Origin of the sequence: Aeribacillus sp. FSL M8-0254, assembly GCF_038008845.1 — a bacterium.
GTDB classification, from domain to species: Bacteria; Bacillota; Bacilli; order Bacillales; family Aeribacillaceae; genus Aeribacillus; species Aeribacillus composti.
Genome location: NZ_JBBOZY010000001.1, coordinates 1,407,525 through 1,424,257, shown reverse-complemented (window position 1 = coordinate 1,424,257; position 16,733 = coordinate 1,407,525). Strand labels below are relative to the sequence as shown.

At 38.7% G+C, this 16,733-nt stretch carries 13 protein-coding genes; 5 read left to right on the top strand and 8 right to left on the bottom strand.

Annotation, left to right across the window (positions count from 1 at the left end; translation table 11 throughout):
* The first annotated feature begins 42 nt into the window (after positions 1–42).
* Positions 43–519, top strand: a complete 477-nt coding sequence (locus NSQ44_RS06940) for a YkyB family protein (protein WP_340856187.1) — start codon at positions 43–45, stop codon at positions 517–519.
* Between the two features lie 14 nt (positions 520–533).
* On the opposite strand, the gene NSQ44_RS06935 is transcribed toward NSQ44_RS06940, so the two are convergent.
* Positions 534–1,475 carry a chemotaxis protein gene (locus NSQ44_RS06935; RefSeq protein ID WP_340856185.1) on the bottom strand — a complete coding sequence of 314 codons (942 nt, stop codon included), beginning with the start codon at positions 1,473–1,475 and terminating at the stop codon, positions 534–536.
* Between the two features lie 342 nt (positions 1,476–1,817).
* Between NSQ44_RS06935 and NSQ44_RS06930 the strand changes: the two genes are divergently transcribed.
* Positions 1,818–2,189, top strand: a complete 372-nt coding sequence (locus NSQ44_RS06930) for a hypothetical protein (RefSeq protein ID WP_063389454.1) — start codon at positions 1,818–1,820, stop codon at positions 2,187–2,189.
* Positions 2,190–2,304: 115 nt separating this feature from the next.
* Here the strand turns inward: NSQ44_RS06930 and NSQ44_RS06925 are convergent, their stop codons facing one another.
* Positions 2,305–2,859, bottom strand: a complete 555-nt coding sequence (locus NSQ44_RS06925; protein ID WP_066247977.1) for a TIGR00725 family protein — start codon at positions 2,857–2,859, stop codon at positions 2,305–2,307.
* A 350-nt stretch (positions 2,860–3,209) separates the two neighbouring features.
* On the bottom strand, positions 3,210–4,178 hold the full coding sequence (gene corA, locus NSQ44_RS06920) for a magnesium/cobalt transporter CorA (RefSeq protein WP_198318521.1): 969 nt from the start codon (positions 4,176–4,178) through the stop codon (positions 3,210–3,212).
* A gap of 109 nt (positions 4,179–4,287) precedes the next feature.
* Between corA and NSQ44_RS06915 the strand changes: the two genes are divergently transcribed.
* Positions 4,288–5,442 (top strand): aminotransferase A, encoded by a 1,155-nt coding sequence (locus tag NSQ44_RS06915; RefSeq protein ID WP_340856184.1) that lies wholly within the window; start codon positions 4,288–4,290, stop codon positions 5,440–5,442.
* Between the two features lie 78 nt (positions 5,443–5,520).
* Here NSQ44_RS06915 and NSQ44_RS06910 read toward each other — a convergent pair whose 3' ends face one another.
* Positions 5,521–7,347, bottom strand: a complete 1,827-nt coding sequence (locus NSQ44_RS06910) for a PAS domain S-box protein (protein ID WP_340856182.1) — start codon at positions 7,345–7,347, stop codon at positions 5,521–5,523.
* A gap of 210 nt (positions 7,348–7,557) precedes the next feature.
* Here NSQ44_RS06910 and NSQ44_RS06905 point away from each other — a divergent pair.
* Positions 7,558–8,603, top strand: a protein-coding gene (locus NSQ44_RS06905; RefSeq protein WP_015374552.1) for an IS630-like element ISBs2 family transposase whose coding sequence is annotated in 2 segments (ribosomal slippage) — positions 7,558–8,061 and positions 8,064–8,603 — 1,044 coding nt in all. Because the reading frame shifts where the segments join, the coding sequence is not laid out codon by codon here.
* Positions 8,604–8,909: 306 nt separating this feature from the next.
* On the opposite strand, the gene NSQ44_RS06900 is transcribed toward NSQ44_RS06905, so the two are convergent.
* Complete coding sequence (locus NSQ44_RS06900; protein ID WP_063389332.1) at positions 8,910–10,985, bottom strand: peptidoglycan D,D-transpeptidase FtsI family protein; 2,076 nt, start codon at positions 10,983–10,985, stop codon at positions 8,910–8,912.
* A gap of 345 nt (positions 10,986–11,330) precedes the next feature.
* Between NSQ44_RS06900 and NSQ44_RS06895 the strand changes: the two genes are divergently transcribed.
* On the top strand, positions 11,331–12,116 hold the full coding sequence (locus tag NSQ44_RS06895; RefSeq protein ID WP_340856180.1) for a CAP domain-containing protein: 786 nt from the start codon (positions 11,331–11,333) through the stop codon (positions 12,114–12,116).
* A gap of 136 nt (positions 12,117–12,252) precedes the next feature.
* Here the strand turns inward: NSQ44_RS06895 and NSQ44_RS06890 are convergent, their stop codons facing one another.
* The 3 genes from NSQ44_RS06890 to NSQ44_RS06880 form a co-directional block, all read right to left on the bottom strand.
* Positions 12,253–13,122: an NAD(P)-dependent oxidoreductase gene (locus NSQ44_RS06890; RefSeq protein ID WP_340856178.1), complete on the bottom strand. Its 870-nt coding sequence runs from the start codon at positions 13,120–13,122 to the stop codon at positions 12,253–12,255.
* A 95-nt stretch (positions 13,123–13,217) separates the two neighbouring features.
* A complete protein-coding gene (locus tag NSQ44_RS06885; RefSeq protein WP_340856177.1) occupies positions 13,218–14,003 on the bottom strand; it encodes an SDR family oxidoreductase in 786 nt (261 codons plus the stop codon).
* A gap of 436 nt (positions 14,004–14,439) precedes the next feature.
* Positions 14,440–16,422 (bottom strand): methyl-accepting chemotaxis protein, encoded by a 1,983-nt coding sequence (locus NSQ44_RS06880; RefSeq protein WP_340856174.1) that lies wholly within the window; start codon positions 16,420–16,422, stop codon positions 14,440–14,442.
* Between the last annotated feature and the right edge of the window lie 311 nt (positions 16,423–16,733).

Genomic DNA, 16,733 nt, shown 5'->3' with positions numbered 1-16,733 from the left:
GTAAATAAAGATTACGGAAAATAATGAAAAAGGAGAGACATCATGGACGATATCAGTCATTATAAGCTACGGGATGAGACGCCGGAAAATATAGCACGAGCCATCTATGTTGTCAATCGGCATGCAAAAACAGCGCCAAATCCTAAATATTTATATTATTTAAAAAAGAAGGCGCTGCAAAAACTGATTACTGAAGGAAAAGCAACAAAGAAAGGACTGCATTACTCAAAAAATCCAAAATTAAGCAAACAGCAGTCAGATGTTCTGGTGTCGGCAGGAAATTATTATTTTCATATGCCTCCTACAAAAGAAGACTTCCAAAACCTTCCTCACTTAGGTTCCTTAAATAATTCATACCGAAACCCGAAAACAAATCTATCATTGTCAAAGGCAAAAAATTTATTGGAGTATTATATCGGTATGGATAAAGCGAATCGACCGCTTTCTTCTCCCAAACGGTTCCATCGTCATACATATCAAAAACCGGTGTTTAAACGATTAGGCGAACGGTATGATTGAGTAAAAAGAGAGGCTTATTCAGCCTCGTCTTTTGATTCATCATCTTCTTCATTTTTAAATAACAATTCATCGATTTGCTCAATCAAGTGATGGACCTCAGGTTTGCTAATTTGGGCATTTGCACCTACCTGTTGTCCTTTATGTTTTAAATCATTCGTAATCAATGAGGAAAAAATCACAACCGGAATATGATCCAGCTCTGGATTTTCCTTAATTCGCTTCGTCAAATGCAATCCGTCAAGCTGCGGCATTTCGATGTCCGTAATGACTAAATCAACACGCTCCTTAACCGGTTCGCCTTCATTTACAATATTCTCTAAATAGTCCAGTGCATCCTTGCCGTTTTCAAAAAACTCAATCTGTTGAAATCCCGCCTCCGTCAATGTGTCGTTCAACAATCTGCGCAACAGCGGAGAATCCTCGGCAACGACAATTTTTTTATCAGATCTGTCCCTCTTTTCCAGTTTTTTCGCTTTTTCCTGCTGGATTCCGGACTCAGGATTAATTTCAACAACGATTTTTTCAAAATCAAGCATTAAAATCATTTCGTCTCCCATTTTGACAACGCCGGTAATTTGAGTTTCCAATCCTTGATACATTTCAGAAGGCTTTTCAATTTGCGACCAAGACACACGATGAATTTGGGTTACTTGATGGACGCGAAACACAACTTTTTGTTTGTTAAATTCCGTTACAATCAGCTTATCTTTTTCGCTGGGCTCGCAATTCGGATCGCCGATCGCCTTCGGTACGTTAACTACCGGGAGCACTTCTCCTCTTAATTCAATAATTCCTTCAACGTATGGATGGACGTGAGGCACGCTCGTTACAGGAAGAGGCTGAATGATTTCTTTTACTTTCATCACATTTATACCGAATTTATTCGAGCCGACGAGAAACTCTACAAATTCCAACTCGTTCGTACCGCTTTCAAGCAAAATTCCCTTTTCGTTCATATCTTTCTTCCTTCCGTCTAATATTTGCGAACGTTTCTTCTTCATTTTTTTATATCGGTTTTATTCTTTGTTCATTTAATACTTCTTTCGCTACAAATCGATGGGAAATAAGTCTGAACAGCGTTACTCACAAAAATGTAAATGATACATTTCATTTCGACAAAGACGACTTGATTTCCTTTTTTTATAAAAAACTTTTATGTAGGTCAAACACCTTAAAAGTGAAGTTGCATATGTTATGGTGAACAACTGAAAAGTGAAAGGAGCATGAACGTGTATCCATTCTATCGACAAATCCTCCCGGGAGTTCAACAGCCAGAATTTTTTCCGGGCTTTCCAGGGATGGGTGGAGGATTTCCTTCGTTTCCTCCTACGGGGACTGGTCCCGGTTTCCCTCCATTCGGCCCTCCTGGAATCGGCGGAAGTCCGAGTGACGGTTTTGGACAGCAGCAAGGACCGCCTTCAGGACCGCCTCCAAGTTTTATTCCTCAAGAATCACCCGGAGTCGGAACATTTGCAGTTGATCCCGGAGGCATTAGAAGATGTTTACATCGTTTTACATTTATCCGATTAACAAACGGCAGAAGCTTCTGGTATTTCCCTGTGTTTGTAGGACAAAGATCCATTGCCGGGTGGCGCTGGAGACCTCGTCAAAATCGATGGGAATATTTCGGCATTGATTTAAACAGAATCTCTTCCTTCTCATGTTTTTAAGGATAGCACTCGGGGCAGTCTAATAAGTCGTTTTTGGCTTATGGACTCCCCTTTACTATTTTAGAAACGTTGATATATTGTTTTCAACCGATTGGACTTTTTAAACATCCGCATGCTAGTCACCTATTAAACCGGTATTTTTATCGGGATCAACAGGGTTGTAAATGGATTGAAAAGCAAGATCTACAGCTGATTTAGCCGTTTTAGCGAACTGAATTTCGACTGTTCTCCGCTCATCTAAATAACAGCCTTCAAAGGCGATTTGCTTCACGGTGTTCGACCATCCTCCTGAATTTTCAACGATGATGACACGTTTTTTGTTCATATATGCGGCAGACAATTCTCCAAGCGTTCCATTTCCTCCTCCAATCATAATGATGGCATCTGCGGAATGAACAAGCAAAACGCTTCTGTAATCAAAACCTAATCCAGTATTAATCGGAATATCAATAAATTCGTTTGCTGCCTGTTTGTCGTCTCCAGCCAAAATACCTACGACAAGGCCATTTGCTTGTTTGGCCCCTCGTGAAACTGCCTCCATCACTCCGCTTCCGCCGCCTGTCAAAAGAACAGCTCCTCTTTTAGCAATTTCTGAACCGATTTCTTCAGCCAGGAGGCGGACATGTTCCGGAATCAAGCCGGATTGACCAATTACTGCAATTCTCTCCATCATAAGCCTCCATTTCAAATTTTTTGCTGTTTTATATTATAGAACGAAGCTTGTGAACAGCTTGTATTGCTGTCACTGTTTAGCCTTTTATAAAAAGAGTTCCTTTTGATTGTTTACCTTACAAAAGAATTTGAGGGGGCGCATACTGAATTTTTCTTACTCTCGCCTTTGTTTTCCTTTTTAGCTTCTATGTATGCTTGTCAAGTCTTTCAAAGACGCTTTATCGATAAATTGAAAGAGCAATTTTCCGCCTTTCATTGTTAAATTTTGCACTCTTCAAGTTTCTTTTTTATAATGTGCAAAAACTTACCCATCCTATTTTTTACGAAGCTGTCCGCATTTTTTGACCGCTACAATTTTGGACCTTTATGAAACCGGAACCAACCCATTTTATAAAAAATATAAAGCATTCCTGTTCCGATGAGAGCCATGACTCCTAATACAATATAATAGCCATACTTCATTTTCAGCTCGGGCATATATTCAAAATTCATTCCATAAATTCCTGCGATAAACGTAAGAGGCATAAAAATAGACGAAATAACCGTCAATGTCATCATAATCGTATTCATCCGGTTTGAGTTGTAAGATAAATAGCTGTCCCTTATATCAGCCGCAAGCTCCCGATTTGCCTCCGTCATCTCGACAAGCTTGAGCAAATGGTCATAAACATCATAAAAATACAAATCTTCCTCCTTCATTTCGTTCAGCCTGTTGGACGAGATGATCCGGTACATCAAATCCCGCATCGGAATGATTGTTCTTCTTATTTTTGATAATTGAGACCTGATGGAAAAAAGCTCTTTCATTAACTCATTGATCGATTTGTTTTTATTGTTTTCCTCAATTTGATTTAATAAATCTTCCAAATGGTACACGGGCGGAAAGAAATCATCAACGAGCTTATCAGTCAATTGATGCATGATTTTCATAGGCCCTTTTTTTAAAGAATCGTCTTTTTTGATTCGCAGCCAAATGTTGTTTAGATCTCGAATGGCATTTTTGTGAAATGTGACGATTCCTTTTTCGTTTACAAATAAGTCAAGCTCTTCCGGTTCAAGCGTCTGTTGATGAATTCCGTGCAACACAACAAACATATAAGAGTCATAAAAATCTATTTTCGGCCGTTCAACATTTTCGACACAATCCTCAATGGACAAAGGATGAAAATGAAAAAATTTCCCTAGCAATCTAATTTCATCTTCCGTCGCCTTGTAAAAATCGACCCAGTACCAAAGAACTTCCTTTTTTCGAATCTCTTTTAATGCCACATCATATTTAGCTTCCAAATCAGTTGTAATGACTAATGTTCGTATCATAGACATCACACTTTCTAATTTTTTTTGGACATAAATTTAGTTTACCAATAAAAGCTTGGGACAAACATGATAAAATATAAAACGACACTTATTAAAGCAGGTGATTTGTATGGAACATTTGATTAACCAAAATGTAAAAAACATTGCGATTTCCGGCATTCGAGCTTTTTTAAACATCGTTTCCAACTATGACGATGTCGTTTCGCTAACGATTGGTCAGCCTGACTTCCCAACGCCTTCACATATAAAAGAAGCGGCAAAACAGGCAATTGATAACAACTATACAACGTATACGCATAATGCTGGATTGATCGATGTAAGAGAAGCAGCATGCCAATTTGTACATAAAAAATATCATCTCTCCTATGATCCTGGTTCGGAAGTGATTGTTACAATCGGGGCCAGCCAGGCGATTGATATAGCGCTTCGAACGATTTTGGAGCCCGGGACGGAGGTAATGCTGCCAGGTCCTGTTTATCCGGGGTATGAGCCAATTATTCAATTGTGCGGAGCAATACCCGTTTATGTTGATACGACAAAAAACAAATTTAAATTAACTGCGGATTTGATTAAACAAAATATAACAGAAAAAACCCGATGCATAATTTTGCCTTACCCGTCCAATCCGACAGGCGTTACATTCACTGCAGAGGAGCTGATAGAGATTGCCGATGCCGTTCGCGGGAAGGATATTTTTATTTTAGCGGATGAAATTTACAGTGAATTAACGTATGATGCACCTCATACCTCGATCGCTTCTTTTTTGCGGGAGCAGACGATCGTCGTCAATGGACTTTCCAAATCGCATAGCATGACTGGATGGCGGATCGGATTTCTTTTTGCGCCGAAAGATATCACAAAACATATGTTAAAAGTGCATCAATATAATGTTTCATGCGCTTCGTCGATCTCTCAAAAAGCTGCTTACAACGCTTTAACGGAAGGGTTTCATGATGGTCAAATAATGAAAAAAGAATATGAAAAAAGATTGGAGTACGTATACGGTCGTCTCGTTGCAATGGGATTTGAGGTTGTTAAACCAAGCGGAGCCTTTTATTTGTTTCCTTCGATTCAATCATTTGGACAAAGCTCTTTTGATTTTGCTTTGGAGCTGGTTGAGAAGGCTGGTGTAGCGGTCGTCCCGGGGAGCGCTTTTTCCAAATTTGGAGAAGGGTTTATCCGCATCTCTTACGCTTACTCGACAAAAGAGCTGGAAAAAGCTTTGGACAGGCTTGAGCATTTTGTGCAACTGAAAAGAAAATAGAAGGGGGTGTCTAATAAGTCGTTTTTACGGCTTATTGACGCCCCTATTAATGTTTTAGAAACGTTGATATATCGGTGTTTATAATTTTTTATTTTCAATGGCGATTTGACTTTCTGGACATTCCCTTTGTTTTGGCAACTTAATTGTGAAAACGGTGCCTTTTTCGCTGCTCGACACATCGATCGTGCCTTTATGATTTTCAACAATTTTATATGTGATCATTAATCCTAGACCTGTTCCTTTTTCTTTTGTCGTTAAAAAAGGCTCCCCTAATCTTTCTAGCAGCTCTTTCGGTATCCCCTCTCCTTCATCTTTTATTTCAATAATAATGGAAAAATTTTCTGATTTAGTAGAAATTGTCACTGTTCCTCCATTTGGCATTGCTTCAATTGCATTCTTAATGAGATTAATAAAAACTTGCTTCAATTGGTTTTTATCGCAAACAACTTCTTGATTCTCATCAGAAAATTTTTTCTCAATCACAATATTTCTTAATATTGCTTCCGTTTCCAGCAGTGTAACAACTTCGCGTAAAATTGTTTTGACATTTGCTTTTTCAAAAACCGTTTCTTGCGGTTTCGCAAGCATCAGCAATTCACTCAAAATCATTTCAATTCGATTCAGCTCTGAAAAAATGATTTCAAAATATTGATTATCTTTTTCGATTTCACCATGCATCAGCTGTAAAAAACCTTTTATTGCTGTTAACGGATTGCGTATTTCGTGGGCGATACCTGCTGCCAGCTGCCCTGCAACAGAAAGCTTTTCAGAGCGAATCATCAATTCTTCCGCATGTTTATGTTCAGACAAATCTCGTAAAATTATTTGAACCGCCGGTTCGCCAGAATATGTTGTCGGAATGCAAACCATTTCGGTATGGACAATTTTTTTCGAATATGTATACCAGCTTTGCTTGGTCACGATTGTTTCCGTTCTTCCGTTCGTTATGTCATCTAATTGATCTTTGACATGCTGATGATATTCCGGGTGTAAAAAATGATAGATGCTTTTGCCCAATACGTCCGGATAATCTTGCGCACCGAAAAGCTTGATCCCCGACTCATTCATAAAAACCCATTTATCATTATGAATCACTGCAATTGTATCGATGGAATTTTGAATCAGCCTTTGATACTTTTCCCTGCTTTGCTGCAAAATGCTTTGGTATATTTTTTTGGATGAAATATCGGTAATGACAAGCAGTTCTGCTTGTTCGCCTTTATATGATATAAGCACGCTCTTCAACTCAACATAGATCTTGTTCCCGTCCAAAGATGTCCAAATTTGTTCTAAAATTCCGCTATCAATTCCTTTGTGAAGATTTTCAATCGTTTCATGGACAGATTCGTGAAACATTTTGTCAATAAATTGGAAAACCATTTTTCCAACAATATCTTCACTGCTAGTCGCCACAAGCAGCTTAACAGCAGCCGTATTAGCATATTGAACTTTCCCTTTTTTTGAAATTATGAGCGGGCACGGAAGCTCGTGCACAAAATCAAGAGCACCGTCAGCACGTATCGGATTTACTTCTTTGGGAACTTCATCTATCTTGTCATCCGCCAAAGTGACAGCAAACTTTAAGACAAATTCTCTTTGATCCTTGTTCAAATGATTGTATATAACATCAACTGACGTTTTCATCCAAATATAGGATCCATTTTTTTGCAAAAAACGGAAGGAACAAGGAAAGATATCATCTCCATGATATAAAAAGCTTTCAAATATATTTATATCTTCTACATGCAAGTATTCTGAAAGATTGGAACCGATTAGTTCTTTTTGTTTATATCCGAGCACTTTCAAACAATTTGAGGAGATGTATTCAAAATAGCCTTCATTAGAAATAACCGAATAAATGATTTCTGTTTGATTGTGCACACCCTTTTGTATTTGTTGACTCATCCCTGTCCCCCCTATTACTACCCTTTCCAGAAAGAAAAAGTCTATCTTGCTCATTGACCTGCTACTTTTTGTCCACCTAAAATTTTAATATAGTTTTACAAAATAAACATCTAAAAATGTGTCAATCTTACTATATAAACTGAAATAAAGGTTTTCTCCCGTTCCACGGCGAATAAATACAAAGAGAAAATAGGGGAACGGAGAGAAAATATGATGCCAAATCACAAAGACGAGATCGAAAAGTTGTCCACTGCCATGAAAGAAGCAAAAAGTAAACGAGCATATGAACGCTACCAAGCGATTTATCTTCATTTGCAGGGATATACCAAAGGAGAAATCGCAACGATTATTGGTCGATCCAAGAAAACTATTTATAACTATATTCATGCCTACGCCCAGCGCGGTCTTGATGGACTGGAGATGAAATACTCACCTGGCGCCCCACGTCGATTGACCCCTGAGCAGGAAAAAGAGCTGGCTTTGATCATTGAACATCAGCTCCCCGTAGATGTGGGATTCGAAGCAAAATATAATTGGACGCTTGCGATAATCGCTGAACTCATTCAACAAAAGTGGGGGCCAACATACACGCTTCGCGGAACAAGTGACATTCTGCATCGGTTAGGGCTAAGCTATACGAAACCGACCTATACACTAGCCAATGCCGATGAAGAGAAACAAAAAGAATTCGTCGAAATCACCTTCCCTGAAGTAAAAAAAAACTGGTAGATGGGAACATCGCCCATGTCCTCTTTCAAGATGAGTCGATGATTCGTGATTACCAAGCGATTCAAAAAACATGGTTTGTCAAAGGAAAACAACGAATCATTCCGACGTTTGGAAAACATCAAGGGCTGAAGCTGATTGGCACGTTGAACTACGAAACAGGGGAAGTGTTTTGCATCGAAGAAGAACGCTATGACGCGGAAACATTTCTTCGATTTCTTCAACTTGTGTTAGAACGCTATCCCACAGGCAAAATAGTGATGATTTTAGATAACGCTCGAATTCACCATGCCAAACTCATTCAGCCATTTTTAAAAGAACACGAAGATCGGTTAGAGCTCGTCTTTTTGCCACCATACAGTCCGCAATTGAACTTGATTGAAGGGCTATGGAAATGGCTGAAATCAGACGTGATTTACAACGTGTTCTATTCGAGTGTGCAAGAAATTAGAAAGAATGTCCAAGCCTTTATTCAGCGAATCAACCAGAAACCAGAACAAACGATCGATCGTTTGTGTGTTCAGTTGTAAATCTTTAATTCAACTTATATATTTAAAATGTTTTTTCGACTTTTTCCACTGCATTTCCTTCCCTATAAAAAATATGTATGTATCAACATTTTAAAAAATACTGGCCAAAAAAGGGCTAGTTTTTTTTGTCTTATGCGGATTTTTCGGTTATTTTGCGGTTTTTGCGGCATGTGCGAATTTCGAACCGTTTATCGAAAAATCTTTATGCGAATGCGGCATCGTTCAATTTATATGAATGGTTTTCGATAACTAATAGAAAAGCCATCGCTCGTTAAAAAGCGACGGCCCTTCTATATAATTTATTTTTTATTGCTCGTCATCATTTGATTTTGCATTGGAATTTCCGGCGTATTCTTTCTGTAAATCGATGTATGCTTTTACAATATCTCTCGCTATACGTTTATTCACATCTTCGCTTCCGGTTCTTTTTGTCCAAGGGACGACAACACTGAAAGCAACCTGCGGATCTTTAGCAGGATAATAGCCGATAAATGTTAAATTATAAACGTCTGTCCCCCAGTATTGGCGCTTCGTACCATAATAAGTCGTTTCCGCTGTTCCGGTTTTGCCCGCAACATTTAATCCATGTAACTGAGCGTAAGCTGTTCCGCGTCGAGTATTCGTCACTAGATAAAAGCCTTGTTGGACGCGTTGAATATCCTCTTCCGTATTGTTTATTCGGTTTAACACTTTTACCGGCATTTCTTGAGCAATCGGTCCGAGCCCATCGTCAGTCGGTTCAAGAATTTCTGTTACAAGCCGCGGCTTGACACGGTATCCGCCATTTGCAATCGTTGAAACATATTGGGCCATTTGCAGCGGTGTGTACGTATCAAACTGACCAATGGCAAGGTCAAGCAATTTCCCTCTGTCAATTCCAGGATCAGATTGCTGCCCTGCAGACTCCTGCGGGAGATCAATCCCTGTCGGAACCCCTAAACCAAATTGGGCATAGTAATTCCGCATCTTTTGAAAATCTTCGTCTTTAGCTGGAAAACTTCTTCCCGGATAATATTGTATACCAGCAATTTTCATAGCGATATGGAACATATAAACGTTTGAACTTCTTTGCAACGCTGTTAGGTCAGATACAGCCCCCATATTTTGATAAGAAGATTTTTCCGGAGTCCCTTTTAAACGAATTGGTGCGTCATAAAAGACGGTTCCGTGTCTCAGACCAAATTGATATCCTGCTAAAACTGTCGCACCTTTAACGGTAGAACCCATTTCATATTGCGTCCCAAATGCACCGTAATCAAAGTTCAACATCTCTCCGGAATCGTACATTCGTCCGACCATCGCCAAAACGTCTCCTTTATACGGATCCATCATGACAACGAAAGCGCGGTCAACTAAATAATTTCCACGTCCTCTTGCTGCTTTGATCTGCTGATCAACAATTTTTTCAATTCTTTTTTGCAGTTCGATATCGATGGAAAGTTTTAAATCGAATCCTCTTCTGCCGTCATCAATTTCCTTTTGTGAAATCGTATTTCCATCTTTATCAGATATATATTGAACTTTTGCTTTTCTTGGGTTTAGATAATCCTCATATTGCTGCTCCAAATAGCTTTTTCCAACTCGTTCATTTCGGGCATAGCCTCGAGCTACAAAAAATGATTTATTGTCTTCTGGTATCCCTTCTTTTGGAGATGAGATTTTCCCTAAAATCGTTTTAAATACGTCATCATAAGGGTACACCCTTTCCCAATCTGTGATGACATCGACACCCGGAAGATTTTCCAGCTGTTCCGCAACCCTTGAAACTTCTTCTTGGCTTAAGTTCGTTGCGACAATCTGCGGCTCATACGCATATCCGGATGAAAATTTCGTATATAAAGCGGCAAGCTCCAATTCTTTTGGATCCTTCTCGATTTTTTTAATTTCTTCTTCCGGAACCCGTTCAACCTGAAGTGGATATGTTTCCTTAGGTTCTAATTTTTTCTCTTTTTCCGTCAATAAGTTTTCTGCCTTTTTTGGATTTTTGGCTATCCAATAATCCCGCAAATCTCTTTCTCTTAGAAAAGATGTGTCGAGATCAATCAGCTGTGCTAATTTTTTTGCTGTTTCCAGCTTGTCTTTCGTTTTGGTCGTCTTCTCCACCGTATAGGTCACAGCAGGAACATTTTTGTTGTCTACAACGATTCTCCCGTTTCGGTCAAACATTTTTCCTCTTGGTGCAGGATATTGCGCAACATTCACTTCTGTCCGGCTGACTTCTTTCGCATATTCTTCACCCTGAACAATTTGAACGATGCCAAGGCGGACGACAAGTGCGGCAAATAAAAGAAAAACGATAAAAAAGAAAAAATTGATACGAAAAATTCTCGCTTTCCTTTGCCGTTTTGTCTCAGAAGGAGTTGTTTCCGCTTCTTTTTTCACGAAGGAATCTTCCTTTCTTTTCTAATATACATCATGTTTCAGTCGACTCATGAACTTGTAAATATATTGTAACATACATTACAAAGTTTTGTTTTCTATACAGATTGTCAACCCCTAATTCTTATCAATTTATAGACATTTTGCTTAATTTTGTCACTTCTTGAAGGAAGTATATCATATATTCCCTCGGTTGGAACCCTATAATTTCAACAATTACATGATAATGTTTATAAACTTAAAATCTATTATTTGTCAATGGAAGAAATAGATAAAAATATGACAAAAAACGCATGTTATGATAGTTTCGTAAATTACATGAACAAATTTCAAGGAGGTAGAAAACGCATGAAGAAATCTATTATTGCTTCTATTGCAGCAGCTGCCGCCATTTTCACTGCAGGCGCCAGCACAAATGCCAATGCAGCTGAAATTCAAAACCAACCAGTTCAAATCAAAAGCTACGTACAAACTTTCGGACCTTATCATATAAACGAAGATCAATTGAAACAGCTCATTCAATCAGCTGATTCAAAAGAATTGCAAAATCTATTAAACAACTGTTTACAAAATCCAAGCATAGAAGCAAATAATGCTATAAAAGAAGCAATTAAAAGAAACACAAACCAGCCTGCGAACAAGCAAGCTGTGAAAAAACCAGCCCAAACTACTCAAAAAACAACTCAGCCAGCACCATCTGCCAATGACAAAGCAACCAACAACCAAACGCCAAAACAATCACAAACCGCTTCATCCGTAAATGCATATGAGAAAAAGGTAGTTGAACTAACAAATGTTGAGCGGCAAAAACAAGGTTTGAAGCCTCTTGTTTTAGATGAAGCTTTAAGCAAGGTAGCTCGTGAAAAATCTTTAGATATGCAAAGAAACAAATATTTTTCCCACACAAGCCCGACTTACGGATCTCCGTTTGACATGATGAAAAAGTTCGGCATTTCCTTCAGAACAGCAGGGGAAAATATTGCAATGGGGCAGCGTACTCCTGAAGAAGTTGTTAATGCTTGGATGAACAGCTCTGGCCACAGACAAAACATTTTAAATCCTAACTTTACTCATATCGGCGTTGGTTACGTAAAAAATGGAAATTACTGGACACAAATGTTTATTGGAAAATAATAGATCGGACAGTTCACTCATTTCAACTGTTCAAAAAGTGTGGGGGATATGCCCCCACACTTTTTTTGAAAATTAATTGCTGAGAAAAAGAAGAAGCTGACTAAAATTGTGTGACTTGAAAGAATGATGTGCGTTTTTATTTTTTCCACAGCTTATATAATGCATGTATTCCGCTATTTTCTTCTCCCATTTCAGCCAGTTTTTCATACAAGCTTCTCGCAAGCTCAAGCCCTGGTACGTCTAATTCCATTCTTCTTGCTTCCTCTAAAGCAATGTCCATATCTTTTATAAAGTGCTTGACATAAAATCCAGGCTCAAATTGATTCGAAAGCATTCTGGGCGCATAGTTCGACAAAGACCAGCTTCCAGCTGCCCCGGAGGAAATGCTTTTCAACACCTTATCTGGATCCAGCCCCGCCCGAACAGCGTAGGCAAGCGATTCACAAACACTAATGATGCCGGCAGCAATCGCAATTTGGTTGCACATTTTTGTATGCTGCCCCGCACCGGCTTTTCCTTGATAAACAATATTTTTTCCCATTTTCTCAAAAATTTCAAAACATTCATCGAACGTCTCTTGATCTCCTCCGACCATAATCGATAACGTTCCATTTTTTGCGCCGACATCTCCTCCTGAAACAGGCGCATCTAAAAAGGAAATGCCTTTTTCCTTTGATTTTTCGTATATTTTTTCGGCAAGCGATGGTTTTGTCGTTGTCATGTCAATACATATAGCTCCTGGATAGGCATTGGCTAAAATTCCATTTTCACTAAAATAAACTTCTTCAACATCTTTCGGGAAACCAACCATCGTGATAATAACATTCGCATCTTTTGCGAGATCTTTGATCGATTCTTTCCAAGCAGCACCTTGATTGATCAAATCTTCGGCCTTTTCTTTTGTCCGGGTATAAACCGCAAGCGGATAACCCGCTTCAAGCAAATGACGTGCCATGCTTTTTCCCATTACTCCAAGCCCAATAAAACCGATTGTTTTTTTTGACATATTGTACACCCTTTCCCCATTTCAGTGTATACGGCTTAGTAATGAAGCTGTTCTGCTATGAAACGCTTGCATTTCAGCTTTCAGTGCACACCCGATTAAATGGACTTTACTAAACCGCCGTCAATCAAAAAGGTTTGTCCAGTCATATATGTATTCAAGTCAGACAGAAGAAACAGCACATAGTTCGCAAATTCATTCGGTTCTCCGTAGCGATTGAGAGGAATCGCTTCCAAATATTTGTTCTTGATCTCTTCTTTCGGAATACCGAGCTTCGCTGCATTCCATTCTTCCAATTGATCAATCCGTTCTGTTGCAATTCTGCCGGGTGACGCCGTGTTAATTAAAATATTGTACTTTGCAAATTCTGTTGCTAACGTTTTCGTCAGCCCCACAATTCCTAAGCGAAACGTGTTGGATAAAATTAAACCCGGGATCGGCTCCTTCACGGAAGAAGAGGCAATATTTACGATTTTCCCTCCTCTTTGTTTCATATGCGGAAGAATCTCGCGAATGGTACGGATATAGCTGAGCAAGTTTAATTCAAAAGCATTTTGCCAATCTTCATCAGTCATTTGCTCAAACCCTCCTGCAGGGGGACCGCCAGCGTTGTTAACGAGTAAATCAATTTTGCCAAACTCTTTTATTGTCTGTTTAACTAGCCTGCTAATTTCCTCTTTTGAAGTAATGTCTGTTTTAATAAAGGCTGCTTTTCCTTTTCCAAGCGCATTTAATTGATTTGCCACGTCTTTTAGCTTTTCTTCATTTCGGCTTGTGATCATCACGTCGGCTCCTTCTTCCACAAGCCTTGTTGCAATCGCTTTACCTAATCCTTGACTTGATGCCAAAACAAGTGCTGTTTTACCTTTGAAACCGAAATCCATTGACATTCCATCCTTTCACCTTTTCTTTCATCTTATCATGATCTTATCAAAATGTGGGAACTTTCGTTTTACTCCCATTCTGAATTTTTAAACGGCATAGAGCTTCTTCTGTTTGCTCAACACTGTCAAAGGCGGCTTGCGAAGGAGCGTTTAAGCTTGTCTTCTTTCTCTCGAAGTAGTATGTCCAAAATTCAAATCTCAAAGGGAGCTTTAACCCATGCTTTTTCTTGACATCAACTGTTATGGTTTTCTTACCTGCCTGCTCATCTAGGTGAATTGCATTAAATCAAAAATGAAGAAGGGGCTGTCCAGAAAGTCAAATCCTTATTGAAAAACAAAAAATCATAAACATCGATATATCAACGTTTCTAAAACATAAAAGGGAGCCTGTCATAAGCCGAAAAAACGACTTATTAGACAGCCCCCTGCATATTTTTTATAACTTAAAGCGTTCTACTAAGCCTTTTAAACGGTTGCTTTCTTCGCTTAACGATTCCGCTTTTTCCGCAACCATTGAGAATGCTTTGACCTGCTCGTTCGTTGTTGCACTGACTTCTTCCGCAGAGGCAGCTAGCTGCTGGGTTACTGCAGAAATATTTTCAATCGATTCGACGACTGTTTCTTTTTGCTCATTCATCCGATCGATCGCATTTAATGTTGATTTAATGCCATTAAGCAAATCTTCCATTTTAATTGCAATTTCATGAAACGCATTGCCCGTCACTTGAACAGCTTTGTTTTGTTCTTCATGAATTTTCTTCGAACGCCTCATTGCATCGTAGGCATTTTTCGTTTCAATTTGGATTCCTTCAATCATATTTTTAATGTTTTCTGTCGCTTTTGCCGATTGTTCAGCAAGGTTTCTTACTTCCTCAGCGACAACTGCAAATCCTTTACCTGATTCACCTGCTCTTGCTGCTTCAATACTTGCATTTAAAGCGAGCAAGTTCGTCTGATCTGAAATTTTGGAAATGGTCGACACGATATCAGAAATTTTTTCAACTCGATCTACAAGATTTTGTAGTACGGATTGGACCATCTCAGATTCTTTGTCAGCCTCATTTGATTTTATTTGAAGCTCATTTAGCTTTTCTAAACCATTATAGCTGGCATTTTGTGATTCGTAAGATAAATTTTCGACATTTTTTACATCATTGTTTACTTGTTGAATACAATCTTCTAATTGTTTGATTTGTCCGTTTATAATTTCCGTACTGTTTGCCTGCTCACCTGAGCCTTTTGCAATTTCCTCAATTGCAACGGAAATTTCCTCACTTGACGCAGTAGCTTCTTCCGAAACCACGTTTAATGTTTGAGCAGATTGCTGCAGCTCCTTCACGGATCCGTCCAGATCGAGGAGAATTTGTCGGATGTTATCGGTCATCTTCGTAAAGCTATTAGCCAATTTCCCGATTTCATCTTTATTTTTCACTGTTAATGTTCCGGATAAATCCCCTTCAGCCATTTTGTCGGCGTTTTTAGCCAAAAGCAAAATCGGCTTTGAAATGCTTCTCGAAACAAAACTAGTGATGAAAAATGCCACAATCAATGCAGCAATAATAATGGAAACGTTAATGCTCCGGATTGTGCGGGCTGTTTGCTCCAGATTTGCATCCGAATAAACTACACCGATTTTCCAATTTAGTTCCGTGATCGTTTCAAAAATAATGGTTGAATCTTTTCCATTTTCTTTTATAGAAGCTATACCTTGATTTTGGTTTTTAATCGGTGCCATAAGACCGTTGTTTTTATATAAATTTTTTCCGGTCATTTTCGGATGAGCGATGGCAACTCCATTTCTATCAAGCAGGAATGTATACCCTCCAAAGCCAGCTTCCACTTGCTTAACAAATTCATTAAACGTTGTTAAATTAATATCAATTCCAATAACGCCAAGCAACACCCCATCCTTTGTAATGGCCTTTGAGGCGGTAACAACATATTCTCCTTTTTCCGCATCACGATAAGGCTCTGACCACGAAACAAAGTTTGGTCTTGTTACAGCGCTTTTATACCAAGGGCGTGAATTAATTATAAAATCTTCCTTTAAGTTTAACTCAGGTTCTGCAGCAACAAGAGTCTTAGTGTTGGCTACATAGACAGACCGGACCAATTGATTAGCGCTTAAAAACGATTGAAACGTTTCCTTTACGGACTGTAAAGATTGATCGTCATTTTTTTCAAGCAGCTGTGCGATTTCCGGTTCATTGCTGAAAAGCAGCAAAATTCTTTCATATTCCTGCATCTGTAAAAGCAGGTTCTTTTTCGCTTGCTTAACAATCGATTGCCCCGTATGAAACGCATCTGATTTAATGTTCTTTTGAACAAAATAATCAGACGTGAAAAAAACAACCAAAAGTGAAAAAATTAACAATGTGGTGATGAGCGCTGTCAATTTCCACTGAAGCTTTTTAAACATTTGTTCCATCTCCTACATAAATCTTTATTTAATAAAAATAATTAAGAAAACTTATACGTTTTCTAATGTATATATCGGCAATCTGATTTATCTTTTTACAAAATGAAACTAATTATCTTTTTCATATTTCCAATTGGCTTTGTTTTTGGGAGCGATCTTACATAAAAAAAAGCATAGGCTGCATGTGTTTCTTCTTAAAAAAAAGATACCACCGTAGCGGTGCCGGCTGTGAAAAAGAAAAAAAGTTTTAGCAAATTGGAGGAAAGTAACAAGAAGAGATTCGGATATCGAGGGCTTCAAATTTTTGCATT